Annotated in this window: 16 protein-coding genes; 9 read left to right on the top strand and 7 right to left on the bottom strand. The window is 25.9% G+C overall.

Annotated elements, in window-relative coordinates:
- Window positions 1-84 precede the first annotated feature (84 nt).
- From mraZ to sepF, 5 genes are read left to right on the top strand one after another with little or no spacing between them, the layout of a single operon-like run.
- Window positions 85-528, top strand: coding sequence for a division/cell wall cluster transcriptional repressor MraZ (gene mraZ, locus ACQH25_RS01930; protein ID WP_425381557.1), 444 nt, complete (start codon window positions 85-87; stop codon window positions 526-528).
- 5 nt (window positions 529-533) lie between these two features.
- Window positions 534-1,484: a 16S rRNA (cytosine(1402)-N(4))-methyltransferase RsmH gene (rsmH, locus tag ACQH25_RS01935; protein ID WP_425381558.1), complete on the top strand. Its 951-nt coding sequence runs from the start codon at window positions 534-536 to the stop codon at window positions 1,482-1,484.
- Window positions 1,485-1,505: 21 nt separating this feature from the next.
- Window positions 1,506-2,786 (top strand): hypothetical protein, encoded by a 1,281-nt coding sequence (locus ACQH25_RS01940; RefSeq protein ID WP_425381559.1) that lies wholly within the window; start codon window positions 1,506-1,508, stop codon window positions 2,784-2,786.
- Between the two features lie 36 nt (window positions 2,787-2,822).
- Window positions 2,823-3,980: a cell division protein FtsZ gene (gene ftsZ / locus ACQH25_RS01945; protein ID WP_425381560.1), complete on the top strand. Its 1,158-nt coding sequence runs from the start codon at window positions 2,823-2,825 to the stop codon at window positions 3,978-3,980.
- Window positions 3,981-3,985: 5 nt separating this feature from the next.
- Window positions 3,986-4,270 carry a cell division protein SepF gene (gene sepF / locus ACQH25_RS01950; protein ID WP_425381561.1) on the top strand — a complete coding sequence of 95 codons (285 nt, stop codon included), beginning with the start codon at window positions 3,986-3,988 and terminating at the stop codon, window positions 4,268-4,270.
- 730 nt (window positions 4,271-5,000) lie between these two features.
- Here the strand turns inward: sepF and ACQH25_RS01955 are convergent.
- From ACQH25_RS01955 to ACQH25_RS01965, 3 genes are all read right to left on the bottom strand, one after another.
- Entirely contained in the window at window positions 5,001-5,138 is a 138-nt protein-coding gene (locus tag ACQH25_RS01955; protein ID WP_425381562.1) for a hypothetical protein, read from the bottom strand.
- 290 nt (window positions 5,139-5,428) lie between these two features.
- On the bottom strand, window positions 5,429-6,637 hold the full coding sequence (locus ACQH25_RS01960; protein ID WP_425381563.1) for a BspA family leucine-rich repeat surface protein: 1,209 nt from the start codon (window positions 6,635-6,637) through the stop codon (window positions 5,429-5,431).
- Window positions 6,638-6,730: 93 nt separating this feature from the next.
- Window positions 6,731-7,240, bottom strand: coding sequence for a transposase family protein (locus ACQH25_RS01965; protein WP_425381837.1), 510 nt, complete (start codon window positions 7,238-7,240; stop codon window positions 6,731-6,733).
- A 1,365-nt stretch (window positions 7,241-8,605) separates the two neighbouring features.
- Between ACQH25_RS01965 and ACQH25_RS01970 the strand changes: the two genes are divergently transcribed.
- Window positions 8,606-9,406, top strand: coding sequence for a hypothetical protein (locus ACQH25_RS01970; protein WP_425381564.1), 801 nt, complete (start codon window positions 8,606-8,608; stop codon window positions 9,404-9,406).
- 70 nt (window positions 9,407-9,476) lie between these two features.
- Entirely contained in the window at window positions 9,477-12,434 is a 2,958-nt protein-coding gene (locus ACQH25_RS01975; protein ID WP_425381565.1) for an AAA family ATPase, read from the top strand.
- 61 nt (window positions 12,435-12,495) lie between these two features.
- Here ACQH25_RS01975 and ACQH25_RS01980 read toward each other — a convergent pair whose 3' ends face one another.
- Both ACQH25_RS01980 and ACQH25_RS01985 read right to left on the bottom strand, forming a co-directional pair.
- The gene (locus ACQH25_RS01980) at window positions 12,496-12,888 is read right to left on the bottom strand and encodes a hypothetical protein (protein ID WP_425381566.1); all 393 of its coding nucleotides are present in this window, start codon (window positions 12,886-12,888) and stop codon (window positions 12,496-12,498) included.
- Window positions 12,889-13,180: 292 nt separating this feature from the next.
- The gene (locus tag ACQH25_RS01985; RefSeq protein WP_425381567.1) at window positions 13,181-13,948 is read right to left on the bottom strand and encodes a BspA family leucine-rich repeat surface protein; all 768 of its coding nucleotides are present in this window, start codon (window positions 13,946-13,948) and stop codon (window positions 13,181-13,183) included.
- Window positions 13,949-14,483: 535 nt separating this feature from the next.
- Between ACQH25_RS01985 and ACQH25_RS01990 the strand changes: the two genes are divergently transcribed.
- Together ACQH25_RS01990 and ACQH25_RS01995 are read left to right on the top strand one after the other, a co-directional pair.
- The gene (locus ACQH25_RS01990; protein ID WP_425381568.1) at window positions 14,484-14,660 is read left to right on the top strand and encodes a hypothetical protein; all 177 of its coding nucleotides are present in this window, start codon (window positions 14,484-14,486) and stop codon (window positions 14,658-14,660) included.
- 39 nt (window positions 14,661-14,699) lie between these two features.
- Window positions 14,700-15,341 (top strand): DUF1295 domain-containing protein, encoded by a 642-nt coding sequence (locus tag ACQH25_RS01995; protein WP_425381838.1) that lies wholly within the window; start codon window positions 14,700-14,702, stop codon window positions 15,339-15,341.
- A gap of 18 nt (window positions 15,342-15,359) precedes the next feature.
- Here ACQH25_RS01995 and dnaJ read toward each other — a convergent pair whose 3' ends face one another.
- On the bottom strand, window positions 15,360-16,478 hold the full coding sequence (gene dnaJ, locus ACQH25_RS02000) for a molecular chaperone DnaJ (RefSeq protein ID WP_425381569.1): 1,119 nt from the start codon (window positions 16,476-16,478) through the stop codon (window positions 15,360-15,362).
- A gap of 20 nt (window positions 16,479-16,498) precedes the next feature.
- Window positions 16,499-18,343, bottom strand: coding sequence for a molecular chaperone DnaK (dnaK, locus tag ACQH25_RS02005; RefSeq protein ID WP_425381570.1), 1,845 nt, complete (start codon window positions 18,341-18,343; stop codon window positions 16,499-16,501).
- Between the last annotated feature and the right edge of the window lie 9 nt (window positions 18,344-18,352).

Below are 18,352 nucleotides of genomic sequence, written 5' to 3' on the forward strand. Positions count from 1 at the left end.
ATTTTGTTTGTTAATGATATATACAAAGTAATCAATTGCAATTATTTAATAAAAATTATATAATATGGGTAATGGTGGGAAAGTGTGGGTGATATTATGCTACTAGGACAATCAGTATCAACGCTAGATGAAAAGAAACGAATGATAATACCCTCGAAATTTAGAAATTATTTTCATAACGATGAAATTGTTATTGTTTCTAAAGGATTTGACGGTTGTTTAGTTATTCGAAATGAAATTGAATTTACTAAATGGCAAAATAAAATTTTGTTACAATCAGAAGGTCAAAAAGAAGCAAGAATTTTAGCAAGACAAGTGTTTGCTAATTCAGAAGAGTTGACTATTGATAGCAAAGGTCGCATTAATATTCCACAGTCATTATTGATATTAGCTGATATTAAACAAAAAGTAATTATGATAGGATTGTCTAATAAAATTGAGATTTGATCAGAAACTAATTGAAATAGTTTTAACCAAAATACTAAAGATAAATTTGAATCAGCCGCTGCTGCCTTAGATGAGATATAAAAAATATGAATGATATTAATACTAAACATATTGCTGTAATGCTAACAGAAGCGATTAATTTTTTAAATATTAAACCTGATGGTATTTATGTTGATTGTACATTAGGAAGAGCAGGTCATAGTAAAGTTATACTATCAAAACTTACTTCTGGCAAATTATATGCTTTTGATCAAGATCAAACTGCTATCGATAATAGTAATATTATTTTAAAAGATTTTAAAAATAATTATGAAATAATTAAAAGTAATTTTGCTAGTATTCGTTCTGAACTTTTACAAAGAAATGTTACTAAAGTTGATGGTATTTTATATGATTTGGGTGTTTCATCACCACAAGTTGATGATGATACTAGAGGATTTAGTTATATGAAAGATGCTAAGTTAGATATGCGTATGGATCAAAGTCAAGAATTAAATGCTTGAGAGATTGTTAATAATTATAGTTATCAACAATTAAAAAGTATTATTAAGAATTATGGTGAAGAAGTATTTGCTAGTAGGATTGCTAAAAATATTATTAAAGCAAGAACTTATCAGTCAATTGATACTACTTTGCAATTAGTTGCAATTATTAAAAAATCATTACCAGTAAGGATATTAAATAAGCATCATCATCCCGCTAAAAAAACTTTTCAAGCATTAAGAATTGCTGTTAACAATGAACTAGCATCATTAAAATCTTCTTTACAACAATCTTTACAATTATTAAAAACTAATGGTAGAATTGTTGTTATTACTTTTCACTCCTTAGAAGATAGAATTGTTAAACAAACTTTCAATAATGCGATAACTGATCCACAGGCACAAGTATATGCAAAATTACCAATTTACAGTAATTGACAAACAAAATATCAGTTAATACTTAAAAAACCATTAGTACCAAAAGCTGATGAAATTGCTAAAAATCCAAGAGCACGAAGTGCAAAACTAAGAGTCATAACTTATATTGATTTATAAAATTATTTGGAGGTGAACAAAATGAATTTTCAAGAGCTATATGTTGTTTGTCAAATTGAAGACTTTAGTCTAAAAGTTATGGTTAATAACTATGTTAATAATCAAATTCAAATTTTATATAAAGAAACTATTGATACTGAACAATTTTCGGAAAATGGTGTCATTATTAATCCACTTGCTACTGGTCATTTATTAAGACAAATTATTAATAAAATAAATAATACTTTAAATATTAAAGTGCAACGTATTGCTTTAACTTTACCTTCAAATAACTTAAAAATTTATCAATCACAAGCATTACTTGATTTTAAAGATCCTAATCACATTATTACTAATGAAGATTGTAGTAAGGTAATTGAGATGGCCAAAAATATTATTATTGATAGTAATGAAATTATTTGTTTAACTAAACCATACAACTTTAAAGTAGAACATGGTATTGGTAGTGAACAGTTACCAATTGCTAAGAAAGGACAAGTTGTGCATGTTGAAGCTTTAGTTTATTCATTACCGAAAATCTTATATAATTCTCATCTTGCAGTAGTAACTAATGCCCAAACAGAATTATTAACTGTTACTTTAGATCAATTTGCATTAGTATGCAATATCAAAAATAATGATTTTAATCGCAATACAGTTTTAATTGATTGAAATGTTAATAGTACTAAAATTAGTGTTTTTAGTAATTCAGTATTATTTGCGACAACCAATATTAAAATTGGTTGAAATCAAATAATTCAATCATTAATGAAACAAATGCATTGTGGTTATGATAAAGCTGAAAAATATTTACAAAAAATTATTAATATAAGTAGTAATTATTTATGTGATGTTGTTGTTGACAAGTATGTTGATGAACAAACAAAAACTGTTGTTCGGTTAACGAAAACAGATTTACAAACAACAGTTAAAAAACAAATTGATGAAATTATTGCTTGTATTGAATATTTTCTTGATGAAGTTAGTGATAATAATAGTTCAGATATGGAAATTATTTTTACTGGAGTTACCATTGGCTTATGTGGTTTTGCTAATTACTTTAAAAAGTATAGTAAATTAAAAGAAGTAAAATATATGCTTAATCAAGCTCCTGGTGCATATAGTTATCAATGAACTACATTAATTGGTAATACTCATTATCAACACTTAGTAAATGTTTTTAATAATAATTATATTTCATCAATATATAAACCAGAAATTGTATCAAAATTAAATCATTATACACAACCTAATAGTCATGATAATAAACATTATAATTCCCCTTTTCAGCCAAATTATCAGTATAATGATGGTAGTAAATAGTTAAATAATTGAAGAATACTATTTTAGGAGGAAAAAATGAGTTCTAATAATAATTCACAATTTGAACAATTAGCATCAATTCGTGTTATTGGCATTGGTGGCGCTGGCAACAATGCTGTTAATAGAATGATTGAAGCAGAAGTACAAGGTGTTGATTTTTATGTTGCTAATACTGATGCCCAAGTAATTAATGCTTCACTTGCTGAAAATAAAATTATTTTAGGGAAAGAATTATCAAAAGGCCTTGGAGCAGGAGCTAATCCTGAAATTGGTAAACAAGCAGCTATTGAAAGTGAAGCAGATATTAAACGTGCCTTAGATGGTGCTGATATGGTTTTCATCGCTGCTGGTATGGGCGGTGGTACTGGTACGGGTGCTGCACCAATTATCGCTAGAATTGCTAAAGAATATGGTGCGTTAACAATGGCCATTGTTACTAAGCCATTTAAATTTGAAGGACGCAATCGCAATGCTCAGGCAGTAGTTGGTATTGAAAATTTAAAAAAACAAGTTGATGCGATGATAATTATTTCCAATGATAAACTATTACAAGTAATTGGTAATATCCCTCTTAAAGACTCATTTAAAGAAGCAGATAATATTTTACGACAAGGTGTTCAAACAATTACTGATTTAATTGCTGTTCCTGCTTTAATAAATTTAGATTTTGCTGATGTTCGCACCATTATTGAAAATAAAGGTAATGCTTTATTTGGTATTGGTATGTCAAAAGGTGAACATAAGGCTAAACAAGCAGCAACAAAGGCGATTTCTTCACCTTTACTTGATGATGTCGCAATTAAAGGTGCTAAAAATGCTATTGTTAATGTTACCGGAGGAACAACAATGACATTAACTGATGCCAATATTGCTGTTGATTTAGTTCGTGATGCTGCAGGTAATGATGTTAATATTATTTTTGGTGTTGCTGTCAATGAAAATTTAAATGATGAAATGATTGTGACAGTTATTGCCACAGGTTTTGAGGAAAAAGATGTAACAACTAATAACTTTACTTATCGTTCAAAAATTGATAATCGTGATTTTATTACTAATAAAACTCAATACTTAAGTGAGGAAATGAAAGAACAAGTAAAGAAAAATGAAGAGAAGCAACAAAACTTAGTTCAAGAAGCAGTAATGGAAGTAGATGATGATTTACCATCATTTTTACGAAGACGAAAAGGAGTTTAACTATTATGGGATGAAAAAGTAAAAAGTATAAAGAAAATGATGAAATTAATAATTATAAAAATAGTTTTCAAGAAGAAACACAAGAGTTTACACCTAAAAGTTATCAAGAGATTGAATCAATTGCTAATGCAATGATTTTACAAAAACCAGTTAAAATTAATCTAACAGCAACTATTGAACATGATCGCCGAAGAATTATTGATTTTCTTTGCGGTATTTCTTATGTTATTGGTTTTGTTGTCGATAAAACTGATATTCATATTTATGAGTTTAAAAATGAACTAAGTTAATGATAATTTTATTATCATTTTTTATGCTTTTATCAGTATTTATAATGTTAATTATTTAGTTAATAATAAAGTAGATAACTTTCTTTCCAAATTGGAAAGAAAGTTATCTTTTATTTTTTTCTAGTTATTATTTCCATTTTTTCTTCATATAAAATAACCAAAATCTGCTTTTTTTATTTATCAAAATTTTTTTTAATTTATCAATATGTTTATTAAATTTTTTTGTTTAATTTAAGTTTCTATTTGAAAAAAATATAAATGCCGTAAAAACTAATGTTTAATCAAAATCAATTAAAAAGTATAATTTTTACTTATAATTATTTTAAATTTCATTTACTAAATCAAAAATCTTATATATTAATTTACAAGAGATTTCAAATGAGTTATTAGTAATTCTTTTCGATAGTTACTCTTTGGTGTATTTTAAAATAAAATATTTAAAAAGTTAATTTTTTCAAATCCATTGTTTTTAACAAAAACTTTCTTTCAATTTTGAAAGAGAATTAATATCTTACCTTACTTTAAGTTATTGTTTTTTTAAATTATTAATTGTTTTATCATTCTTATTGTGTTATGCAATGAATATTACCAATAATACTTCACATGAATAAATTGTATTAATTAGCAAAACAATTTTGTAAAACTATTAATTAACATTTTTTTGTTTCAAATAAGTTCATTACCAATTGGTAGAATAATTGTGTCTTTCACAATATAGAAATTAGTATAACTAGCTGGCTGGCATGCGAAATCTTTCATTACGATTAGGAAAACGAGGACTCTTTTCACGATTTTCTGCTTCTGATTTAGTCATAAATAGTGATGTTAGCTGATGTAATTTAGTTATTTTTATTACGACCTTTTGCATTTGTGCTTTGTTTAAGAAAATTAATGCTTCTAAATTATGTTTATATTGTGGCTCATTTTTAACATTAATTCATGTTAAAAGAACATGATCAGACTCAATAATATGTAGTAAGTTATCAACATCGCTACTAGTTTCATCATTAGCCTTACTGCATAACTAGTTAACTTTTTCACCAACGGTATTATCACCATTCCCTTTGTAATTTGCACTTAAATCTAAATTCAATTTAGTTAAATCAATGCCATAAAAATATCATAGTTTTGTGCTTGATTTATTTGCATAATGTTTTCCTAAATAATGAATTTTACTTTTTCATTTTTAACATCAATCTCAGTTTCTTCCGACATTACCTTAATGTTAAATTTTGGTAATTTATTAGGAATATCAATTAGTGAATTACTAGCAAAATCATTATGTTTTGCTACCTTTTCTACATTTCAACTTGATAAATTTTGATTAAATGATGATGCACGATAAAACATATGATCCATATCAGTTACATTGGCAGTATCCCATTGTGAAATGTCCTGATTGAATGCTGAAGCATAAAAAAACATATGACTCATATCTGTTACCTTTGATGTATTTCATTGTGAAAGGGCTTGATTAAATGCTGAAGCATAAAAAAACATATTACTCATATTTGTTACCTTTGATGTATCTCATTTTGAAAGCTCTTGATTAAAAGATTTTGCAGAATTAAACATATGACTCATATTTGTTACCTTTGATGTATTTCATTGTGAAAGGGCTTGATTAAATGCTGAAGCATAAAAAAACATATTACTCATATTTGTTACCTTTGATGTATTTCATTGTGAAATATCTTGATTAAATTCTGAAGCTTTTTTAAAAATGGCAACCATATTTGTTACATTTGATACATTTCATTGTGAAATATCTTTATTAAATGCTGAAGCATCAGCAAACATACCTTCCATATTTATTACCTTTGATACATTTCATTGTGAAATATCTTGATTAAATTTTGAAGCTTTTTTAAAAATGGCAACCATATTTGTTACATTTGATACATTTCATTGTGAAATATCTTTATTAAATGCTGAAGCATCAGCAAACATACCTTCCATATTTATTACCTTTGATACATTTCATTGTGAAATATCTTGATTAAATTTTGAAGCTTGTTCAAACATATTTTTTAAAGATGTAATTTTTGGTGGTAATTGATCAGGTACTTTTTCAATTGTTTTTGGCATTCTGACTGCTTGAACTTCATTATTTTCATTTTTATAAAATCCAATTTGAATAACTTCTTTACTATTTATATTTCACAAATCTCTTTCACTAGTTGTTGTTGTTTTACCCTCCTTGTCAATATAAATTGTATCTTGTTGTGTTTTAATTGTTATTACTTTTGCTTCAAAATTAACCAAAAAATAAGTTGCAACAGCACCACCAATTAAAAAAATGAATAAAAAAATAAATAAAATAGTTTTTATTATTTTTTTATTCTTCTTATCTTTTTCTTTAAACATAATATAATATAACCCCTATCTTGTAAACTCTTGGTTTTTTCTAAATTAATTTTACAATATTTTTGCAATTAATTTTTAATATGCTTAATAGATTTACTTCATAACGTTTTTAAGTGTTAATAATAAACTATAAACTCCTGCAATTAAATTAAATCTTAAAAATATTTGTTTTCTGCCTTTTCTAAATTTATAACCAATAATTTTAAAACATTTTAAAAATGCAAAAACATGTTCAATTTTGTTGCGAGTTTTATTAATAATCTTATTAAAGATTTTAGTTTTATTTGTTTTAGAATTATTTTTACTAGCTGTAAAGGGTAAAAATGTTTTAGCATGAATTTTTTGTAAACTTTGATAACCTTTATCTGCAAGAATTATAGTCTCTGGTGAAAATTTTAATTTTGAATTCTTAAAAGTTTTAAAATCATGATTTTTATCAATATCAGGAAAAGTATTTAAAATTTCATCAGTATTTGCATTAATTATGGTTTGAAACTTAACAGTATGCATTCATTTTTTACCAGAAAATCAATCTTTTTGGTTATATTTTGGTCGTTTTGTTTTTACTTCCGTTACATCAATTTCAAAATTTTGTTTTTTTAATTCTTCTTTTTAAAAAATATTTTTTTATTTGTTAAATTATTAAACTTATTATTTTTTATTAAAATGTCTTCAATTGAACGAATATTTCGTAAAGCAGCAGTATTAACCATATCATACTCAGCGCCAATATTATGATATGTTCGATTTTCAGATAAATATCTTATTAATTAAATAAATCGGTGCCATATCGCATGCGCAACTATCTTGGTATTTAATGTCAATTAATGCAATATTTGAATCTAACATTTTGCGAGCATCAGCTCAGTTAGTTTCATTAATAATCATTTTTACTGGTTCATAGTTATTAATAGTATTTGTATTTGTGCAAAAACTTCATGGGTTGGTTGACAATTTTTTGTTAATCATCTTCATAAGTGATCAAATCATTCATGTATTTTTATATGGTATTGATTCAATTGAAATATAAAAACCATCTTTTTTGGTGTCAATTTTGTAATAATTTTTTCATTATTTTTTCCTTCCTTTGATAAGTACTATTTATCATGGTTGATTAATAATTTCATATATAAATAGTATTTTATTATAAATTATTTTGTTGACATAATATCATTTATTTCATAAAAAAAGTGTTAATTTTTTTATAAAATTAATATAATGTTATATAAAGTGTGCTTTTTGTATATTATTTGCAATCCATTTTATAAATGCTAGTATTTAGTAGTAGTTTATATCTAATATTTAGCTATAAACTATACGTATTGTTAATTAATTAACAAGAGATTTTAGAAATTGTTAATTAGGTTCCCAAATGAGTTGCTAACGAATTTATTTGGGAATCACTCTTTTATATATTTTAAGATAAAATTTGAAAAAAATAAGTTTTTAAGACCCATTGTTTTATTTTTATTAAAATAAATGGGTTTTTGATTTCATTTTTTGATAAAGTTACAAATTCAAAAGTAGAAAACAAGTATTGCCGATAAGTAATGAAGACATTAGTATTATTTTATTGGTTAGAGAAAATAATTCATTATTTGCAGATAAAGAATTAGTGAATATGGTACTATTATTGATAGGTTAGAAAAGAAAGACCAATACAAAATACTATATAAAATCTTACATTAATGTCAATACTATAAAAATAAAAATTAATTATTTAAGTAGAGCGTATTCAAATAAAATAAGTCCTAAAAAATGATATCAATAGATGTTTTAAGTTAATTTATAATTAAACATATATAATAAAAATTTTATAGAAATATAAGTAATGAATTTATTAAATGATTCAATATCAATCTGCTTTTTGGTTGGCTGTAATATACTTTGCAGTTCATCTTAGTGGGGCAAATATTACTTCTTTGGTTGAATCAATTTGCTTATTTTTTGATTAGTGAGGAATAATTTATGTTATGATCATATCAATCAAAAATTAAAGACTGAAGATTTATATATAAGTTATTAAGTTGTATATCAATTTTTATTTTATCAATATTAACAATTATTTTTTCTGTTTTTATTGATTTTTGATATGTTAATAGTAATAAAGATAATTTTTATATTTCTTTAGTATGACAAAATTTTGATATTATGTTATCATTTTGATCTTCACAAACAATATTTATTGTTAATATTTGGTTTTTATGATCTTTAATTTATCATCAACGCGAACAATTTAATAAATTTACTAATATTTATACGCAAATTAATGTAACAATATATATTACTATTACTGCTCTTATTTTTTGATTAGGAACATTGATTGATAGTATTTCTCAATTAAATTTAGGACTTACTTGATTTTGAAACTTAAATACTTTATCGTTATCGTTATCATTTTTAGATCATCTAATATCACCATTATTGATGATTATTTTTTTAATCTTAACTTTCAAGAAAAATAAATTTCAAATTAATGTTAAAAAACAGTTTACATTGGTTGTTATTTATCCAATTATTTATCTAATATATATTTATATTAGAGTAGCAATTTTACAGATAAATAATGTTAAAAATTTTATTTATCCTTATAATATTCTTGACTTTAATTATTCAATTATTGCCATTCCATTGTGAATTAATAGGATTTTAGGAGGACTATTAATTATCACTACTATTATTATTACTACCTTATTTTATTTAGCAATTAATAAATTTTGTTATAAAAGAATTACTAGTAAAGAAAAACAAATTAATAATATAATATAATAGCTTTGACTAAATCTTAAATTAATTCATGGTAAAATATAAACAAGTATTTTTAAATAGGTGAGGTAAAATGGCATTCTTGAAAAGAATTGAAGCATATGGTTTTAAATCATTTGCAGAACATTTAACGATCGAATTTGACACTAATATTGTTGGTATTGTTGGCCCTAATGGTTCTGGAAAATCTAATATTAATGATGCTATCCGTTGGGTTTTAGGCGAACAATCAGTTAAATCCTTACGTGGTGAAAATAATGAAGATATTATTTTTAATGGTGCTAAGGATAAACAGCCATTAAATAATGCGCAAGTTACTTTAGTTTTTGATAATAGTAATAAAATATTTAAAGTAGATTTTAATGAAGTAGAAATTGCTAGGAAAGCTTATCGTAATAGTTCAGAAAATGAGTATTATATTAATAAAGTTCGTGTTCGATTAAAAGATGTGCAAGAAATTATTATGGGCACTGGTTTAACTAAAGGTTCGCTTGCTATTATTAGTCAGGGTAATGTTTCACGATTTGCTGATGCTAAACCAGAAGATCGTAGAACTTTATTTGAAGAAGCAGCTGGTGTTTCAAAATATAAAAAACGAAAAGAAGAATCATTACGTAAATTAGAGCGTACTAATGAAAATTTAATTCGAATTAATGATATTATTAGTGAAATAACTAGAAAAATTGAACCATTAGCAAAACAAGCACAAAAAGCTAAAACTTATGTTGAATTACGTGATAGTTTAAAAAAATATGAAATTACAATTATTGTTAAAGATGTAACGGCCTATCATCAGCAATTACAACTAATAACTGCTGATATTAATGATAATGAAATTTCGCAGCAACAACTTAATTTAAATATTAGTAAAAATGAACAACAATTAAAATTTTTGAAAAATAAAAGTTATGATTTAGATAAAAATATTAATAGTTTAGAAATGAATTTATCTAATGTTAATAGTTTATTACAAATTTTAGAACAACAAAAATCATTAATGAAAGTAAAACAAAGTAAAGTTAAGGATCAAACAGAAGTTGAAAGACTAAAAAAAGAAATTGCAATGTTACTTGCTACTATTGAACAAAAAACTCTTTTACAAAATAAGGAGCAAGCAAGTTTTAATACTATTAATAGTTTGTATGAAGAACTAATGATTCAGCATCAAGATCTAATATTAGGTCAAAATAATATTCATCGTGCTTTAGGTGAAAAAAAAGCACAATTAGCAGCAGTAATTAATTATCAGCAACGTCAAAATCAAAAATATTTGGGTGTCCAAACAATTTTAGATAATAAAGATAAATTATATGGTGTTATTGGGATCGTAAGTGATTTAATTTCAGTACCTGAACTTTATAGTGAAGCAATTGTCAAAGTAATTGGTAATAGTTTAAAAAATATTGTTATTGCTACTAATAAAGATGCAACAAAAGCCGTTGAATTTTTAAAACAAAATAAAGCAGGGATTGCTACTTTTTTACCTTTAAATTCAATTCAAGTACGAACAGCAACAAAAGAAGATAAAATTATTGTTAATAGTAAACCGGGTTTTTTGAATTTTGCTCATCATTTAGTTAGTGCATCTGATAGCAGTGTCCAACCAGTTGTTGATTTTCTTTTAGGACGGACTATTGTTTGTGAAAATTTAGCAAGTGCTAGAAATATTTCTCAATTAATTGCTGCCAAATATCAGTGTGTAACTTTAGATGGTCAACTAATTAAAGCTGGTGGTGCTATTATCGGGGGTTATCACCAACAAAATAATATTAATGTTTTTAAAGAAAAAGTAATAGTTTCTGAATTAAAATCAGAAATTAAATCATTAGAACAGCAATTAGTTAATATTAATGTGCAGCAAACAAGCATTGAAAGTGAATTAAATAATTATCAAGAGCAAAAATTAACAGCGACATTAACAATAAATAAATTGATTACTGAAATTAGTGAAATCACTAATCAATCACAATTACTAACTACCGAATATCAAACATTAACTGGCAAAAAAATAGACATTGAAGCAGCCAATCAATTAAATGATATTTTTATTCAATATGAAAATTCCAAATATGAACAAACATCAATCAAGAGTGAACTACAATTAATTCGTAAACAAAAACATCAATTTTTAGAACAAATGCAAAATTTAGAAAATGAATTATATAGTTGAAATCAAGAACATTTTATGATTAGTGATAAATTAAATAATCAAAAATTAGAACAAGTAAAAATAGAATCAAAAGTAGAACAACACTTAAGACGTTTAGTTGAAACTTATAATTTAACTTATGAATATGCTAAAGAACATTATCGTGAACCGTTAACAGATGAACAACAAGCACGTATTTTAGTCCAACAATTGCGTAATGAAATTGAAGATTTAGGCTTTGTTAATATTAATGCTATTGAAGAATTTGAAAATGAAAATGAACGTTATTTACGTTTAAAAACGAAATATGATGAGTTACAAGCAGCATCACAAACATTATTGACAGCTATTGATGAAATGGATAATGTGATGGTAACACAATTTGATGAAACAATTAAAGCAATTAATATCGTATTACCTGAAACATTTCAAACATTATTTGGTGGTGGTACTTGTAGTTTACGTTATACATCACCTGATGATATTTTAAATACTGGTATTGAAGTATTAGCAAATCCTCCTGGCAAAAGAATTAGTAATTTAAATTTATTATCAGGTGGTGAAAAATCATTAGTTGCATTAGCAGTATTATTTGCTATTTTAAAGGTAAAACCATTACCATTAACGATCTTAGATGAGGTTGAAGCACCATTAGATCCAGCTAATTTAGAACGTTTTGCTAGATATGTTCGCCGTTTTTCTGAACATACACAATTTATTATTGTTACTCATCGGCCAGGAACGATGGAAAATTGTGATGTTTTATATGGTACTACTATGCAAAATCAAGGTATCACGAAAATGGTAGCTATTAAATTAGCAGATGCCAAGAAAATTATTGAAAATGAACAGCCCCCAGTAAATATTAATTATGTAATTTAATTAAGTAAAATTAAAAAAACAGGTCTTAAAAAGACCTGTTTTAAGTTGAATTAATTATTATTTATTGTGGTGAAATTCGAACGATTCATGTTGGTGTGAAACCGGCCATTCCAATAACGACACCATTTCCATTATCATATTCAGGAACTTGTCAGATATTTCATTGCGCAATTAATAGCGCCGCAACAACACTAACTATTGGTGCCAATGCTGGAAGAGCAAGACTTAGGATAGCAGCAACTGCTCCAATTCCTGAGCTAATAGCATTATTAACAAGGCGTAATGTATCATGATTTAAACCGATAGTGTGATAAGCAAAATAATAGTTATAATAGTTTTCACCACCGGCATATGTGGCTACATTTTTTTGTGTTGGTAAATTTGAAATATTATTTTCAGAAAATATAGTAGATAAGTTAATATTATTTACTTTTTTGATGTCTTCTTTTAGCATAGTATTAATAGCTTCTGTTTTTTAATGAGTATGTAAGTTACTACCCAAATTTCCAACAGTGGTGGCAAGTGTTAAAACATTTAATGTAGTAATTAAACTTTTCATTTTAAACACCTTCCTTATATAATTCATAATTTAAAAGGATATTTTAGATTAATACTATTAAGACTTTTATGAATGAATAATATTAATCCAAAACGAGGAAATATTTTCTATCCATCTTTATTTTAACACTTTTATTATTATTATTATTCAATCTGATAATAGTAATTAAATAATTGGTAACTATTTTTTATTTTAGCTTAGCTTTAAATTTTGGCAATTTATTGGGATTATCAATTCCTGAGTTGGTACTAAAATTATCATATTCTTTTACTTTTTTTACATTTCAATGTGAAAGATCTTGGTTAAATGCTTTAGCAAAATAAAACATGAAATTCATATTTGTAGCATTAGTTGTATTTCAAATTGCAATATTTTGGTTAAATGCTTTAGCAAAATAAAACATAAGACTAAAATTTTTTACATTTGATACATTTCATTGTGAAAGATCTTGATTAAAAGATGTTGCATAAGCAAACATTACGAACATATTTGTGACATATGATACATTTCAATTAGTAATGTTTCCATTAAATGAGGTGGCACCATTAAACATAAAGCTCATATTTTTAATATTAGATGTGTCTCATTGTGAAAGGTCTTGATTGAAAAATATAGCACCGGTAAACATATTTTTTAATGATGTAATTGCTGGTGGTAATTGATCAGGTACTGTTTTAACTGTTATTGGCATTCTGACTGCTTGAACTTCATTATTTTCATTTTTATAAAATCCAATTTGAATAATTTTACTACTTTTTATCTTTGATAAATCATGCTCACTAGTTGTTTGCTGCTTGCCATTTTCATCAATATAAATAGTATTTTGTTGCGTTTTAGCTGCAATAGAATTACTACTAATATTATTTTTTTGTAAAGTTGTGTGTCAGGTATTATTTAAATTTCCTGTTATTGTTGTAAGTGTTAAAACACTTAGTATTGTTAGTAATGATTTCATAATAAAAAATCTCCTTTATTTTTCCAATAGCTTCTTGAGTTTAAGAAGTGATTACATTTTAGTATTTTTAAAATTAAATGCAATTAATAATTGTTAATAATTAAAAGAATTCAAAAATCTTTTACCAAAACATTAACATATAAATCTAAGTTAGTAAACTTATTTCATTAGTTGTTATAATTAGCATTTTTAAATATTTTTTATCGTGATATTGAAAAGTATTTACATAAATTATTCGCGATTTGACTAGTTTTATCAACTGAAAAAAAGAACCTATTGGGTTCTTTAATTTAAAAGCAAGTTAAAAAATTTTATAAATAGTTGTTTTTAGTTAAATTTTGTTTTTTCGAAATTATTCATTTCATTTATTGTTAATTACTTTATTTATAACAGAAACGTTAACGATATATAATAAACTTTTTGTAAATTATGATAGTAATCATAGTTTTATAAGAAATCTAATCTAAGTTAGCAAACTTATTTCATTAGTTGTTATAATTAACATATATTTAAATAATGTTAGGGGTATTATCACATGGATTTTTATATTATACTTTGAATATTTTTAATGTCAGTAAGTATTAATTTTATTTTTTTTATTGTTATTTTTATTTTTAAGACTACAATATTAACTGACATTATTTATTGTTTAACTTTTATTTGTTTAAGTACTACTATTATTATTTGAAAACAAAATTTTAGTCCGATCTAAATTGCTTTATTTAGTATTTATAATATTTGAGTCTTAAGGTTAACTACCTTTTTATTAATAAGTTTTTTTAATAAAAAAGCCGATTATCGTTTTGATAAAATTGCTAAATCTTTTTGAAAATTTAGCATGTTTTCAATTTACCAAGGAATTTTAGTTTTTATAATTGCTATTCCAACAATTTTTGCCTTGAGTATCGATGTTAATTATTTTAATAATATTTTTAGTAATTATTTACTGATTTTTATTATCCTTGCTATTTTGTTTTTAATTATTGAAACAATTGCTGATTGACAAAAGCTTAAATTTTCTTTAAGAAAAAAACATGATTTACTTTTTATTAACTATGGTTTATGAAAAGATTGTCGTCATCCTAATTACTTAGCAGAAATTGGGTTTTGATATATGATGGTTGGATTATTTCTTTGTGATTTATTTTTAAAAAATATTAGTAATAATATAAATTATTTATTTCATTTATTATGATTATTAAGTCCCTTATCTTTTAATATTATAACGATTAATATTACTGATATTCCAATATTAGAAGTAAGACAATGACAGAAGTTACATCATAATGAAGCCTATCAGCAGTATTTAAAGCAAACTAGTTGTGTGATGTGTTATATTGGTAAAAAAGGTCCAATTAAAAAAGTAAAAAATAGCAACCATATAAAAAAATAAGAACATATGTTCTTATTTTTAAATTCTTTTTATTGCACTATTAACAAAATCTTCGTTTGGATCAAATTTAGTTTCATTATTAATATTTCATAATTTTTCTTGTTCTGTTTTAGTAACTTTATTAGGTAATTGGACGTCAAGAATAATATGTAAATCACCACGTTTATTACTATCAGGATAATAGAAACCTTGATTTTTTAAAGTAATTTTATCACCATATTGTAATCCTAATGGTAATTTATGTTTAAGTATTCCTTCAAAGGTAGGTATCATAATAATATTACCTAAAATAATATCTAAATATGATACTGGTAATTTAATATACATATCACTACCTTGACGATCTAAGAATGGATGTCGTTTAATATTAATAGCAATGAATAAATCACCTTGATTACCACCATTATGGCCAATTTTACCTTTGCCCTTGATTCTAATTTGTTGACCATCAAAAATACTACGAGGAATATTAAATTCTAATTTTTGATTTTCAATATAATAACGATGACCTTTACATTTTAAACATTTTTGACGAATAATTTTGCCAAGTCCTTGGCATTGATTACAAATGCTTTGATGTTTAAACATACCTAAAGGTGATTGTTGAACATATTCAACAATACCTTTACCTTTACATTTATCACAAGTGCTAATATCATTAGGAGTTCTTGCTCCTGTTTCTTTACATTCCTTACATGCAACGTCAACATTAATACTGATTGTCATTTTTTTACCATTGAAGACATCACGATAACTAATTTCAACTTTTGTTAGGATATTATCACCTGGTGTTTTGCCGTTATAGTGTTGTTGTTGTCTTCTATTATTGCTACCAAATAAATCACCAAATAAATCACCGAATGTTGAAGTAAAGTCACCAAAGCCACTAAATCCAGAAGAACCACCAGTTGTTCCTGGCATATCATGACCAAATTGGTCATATTTTGCTCGTTCATTACTATCAGATAGCACTTGATATGCTTCACTTATCTCTTTAAACTTTGCTTCATTACCACCAGTTGGTGAATCAGGATGATATTTTTTTGCAAGCGCACGAAACGCTTTCTTAATTTCATCAGGAGTAGCATTACGTGAAACTCCTAAAATATCATAATAATCACGTTTTTTACTTGCCATTTTGTTCACCTCTAGTTATTTTATTTTGTTGTTGCATCAACATCAATAACATCATCTTTTTTAGTATCATCGTTAGTGTGATCACTTGCTTCTTGCTTTTGTTGATTCATAAATTGTTGGGCAGCAGCAAATGCTTGTTTTAATTGTTCTAGTTTTTCTTTTAAATCATCATATTTTTTTTCATCTAGTGATTTTTGTAGGTCATCACGTAGTTTTTTCATTTCAGTGATTTGTGGATTTTCTGCTTCGCCTTCTTTTGTTGATTTAGCAGCTTCAGCAGTCATTTTATCAATATCATAAATATAGGCTTGTGCTTGATTAGATAATTCAATTTCTTCTTTATGCTTTTCATCGTTTTCACGATTTTTCTCAGCATCTTGTACCATTTTTTCAATTTCTTCTTTACTTAAGTTACCACTGTTGCTAATAGTAATCTTTTGTTCTTTATTAGTTTTTAAATCTTTTGCACTAACAGATACAATACCATTAACATCGATATCGAAAGTAACTTCAATTTGTGGAACTCCTCTTGGTGCTGGTTCAATACCAGTTAATTGGAAACGACCTAATGAATGGTTATCTTTAGCTAGTGGACGCTCTCCTTGTAAGACACTAATATCAACGGCAGGTTGATTATCTTCGGCAGTTGAGAATACTTGTGATTTTTTAGTAGGAACAGTAGTATTACGAGTAATTAGTGGTGTCATTACTCCTCCTAAAGTTTCAATCCCTAATGATAAAGGAGTTACATCTAATAGTAAGACATCAGTAACATCACCTGATAATACTCCTCCTTGAATAGCAGCACCTAAAGCTACTACTTCATCGGGATTAACACCACGGTGTGGTTCTTTACCAATTTCGTTTTTAATAACTTCTTGCACTGCTGGAATTCGTGTTGAACCACCAACTAAAATAACTTCATCAATTTCGTTTTTACTTAATTTGGCTTCTTTTAAAGCATCGCGAACAGGAACAATAGTTCTTGCAACTAGTGATTTTGTTAATTCATTAAATTTAGCACGTGTTAATTTTTCATTTAAATGTAATGGTCCTGATGCATTCATTGAAATAAATGGTAATGAAATATCTGCTTGCACTACTCCTGATAAGTCTTTTTTTGCTTTTTCAGCAGCATCTTTTAATCGTTGCATTGCCATTTTATCTTTTGATAAATCAACACCATTGCTTTTTTTAAATTCAGTAACTAAATATTTAACAATTAGATCATCGAAATCATCACCACCAAGTTTGTTATCACCACTGGTTGCTAATACTTCAAATGTACCACCAGCTAATTCTAATACTGAAACGTCAAATGTTCCACCACCTAAATCAAATACTAAAATTTTGTGATCTTTGTCTTGTTTATCTAAACCATAAGCAATAGCAGCGGCAGTTGGTTCATTAATAATTCTTTCTACTTTTAATCCAGCAATAATTCCAGCATTTTTAGTAGCTTCACGTTGTTCGTTATTAAAGTAAGCAGGAACAGTAATAACTGCTTTTGAGATTTTTTTACCTAATTTTGCTTCAGCAAAAGTTTTAATCGTACGTAAGATTTCTGCAGAAACTTCTTCTGGTTTACGTGTTTTACCACCAGCGGTAACTGTGTTTTTAGTTCCCATAATTCTTTTAATTGAACTAACAGTGTTATCTGGATCAGTAATTGCTTGTCGTTTAGCAACTTCACCAACCATAATTTGACCATCTTTGTAGGCAACAACTGATGGTGTAGTGCGACCACCTTCGGCATTTTCAATAACTTTTGGTTTATCACCTTCCATTACTGCAACACATGAATTAGTGGTTCCTAGATCAATTCCTAAGATAATTTCTTTATTTGTTGTTTTATTTGTAGCCATAATAATTTC

It is taken from the genome of Spiroplasma endosymbiont of Polydrusus pterygomalis (genome assembly GCF_964030825.1).
In the GTDB taxonomy this organism is placed as follows: Bacteria; Bacillota_I; Bacilli_A; order Mycoplasmatales; family VBWQ01; genus Spiroplasma_E.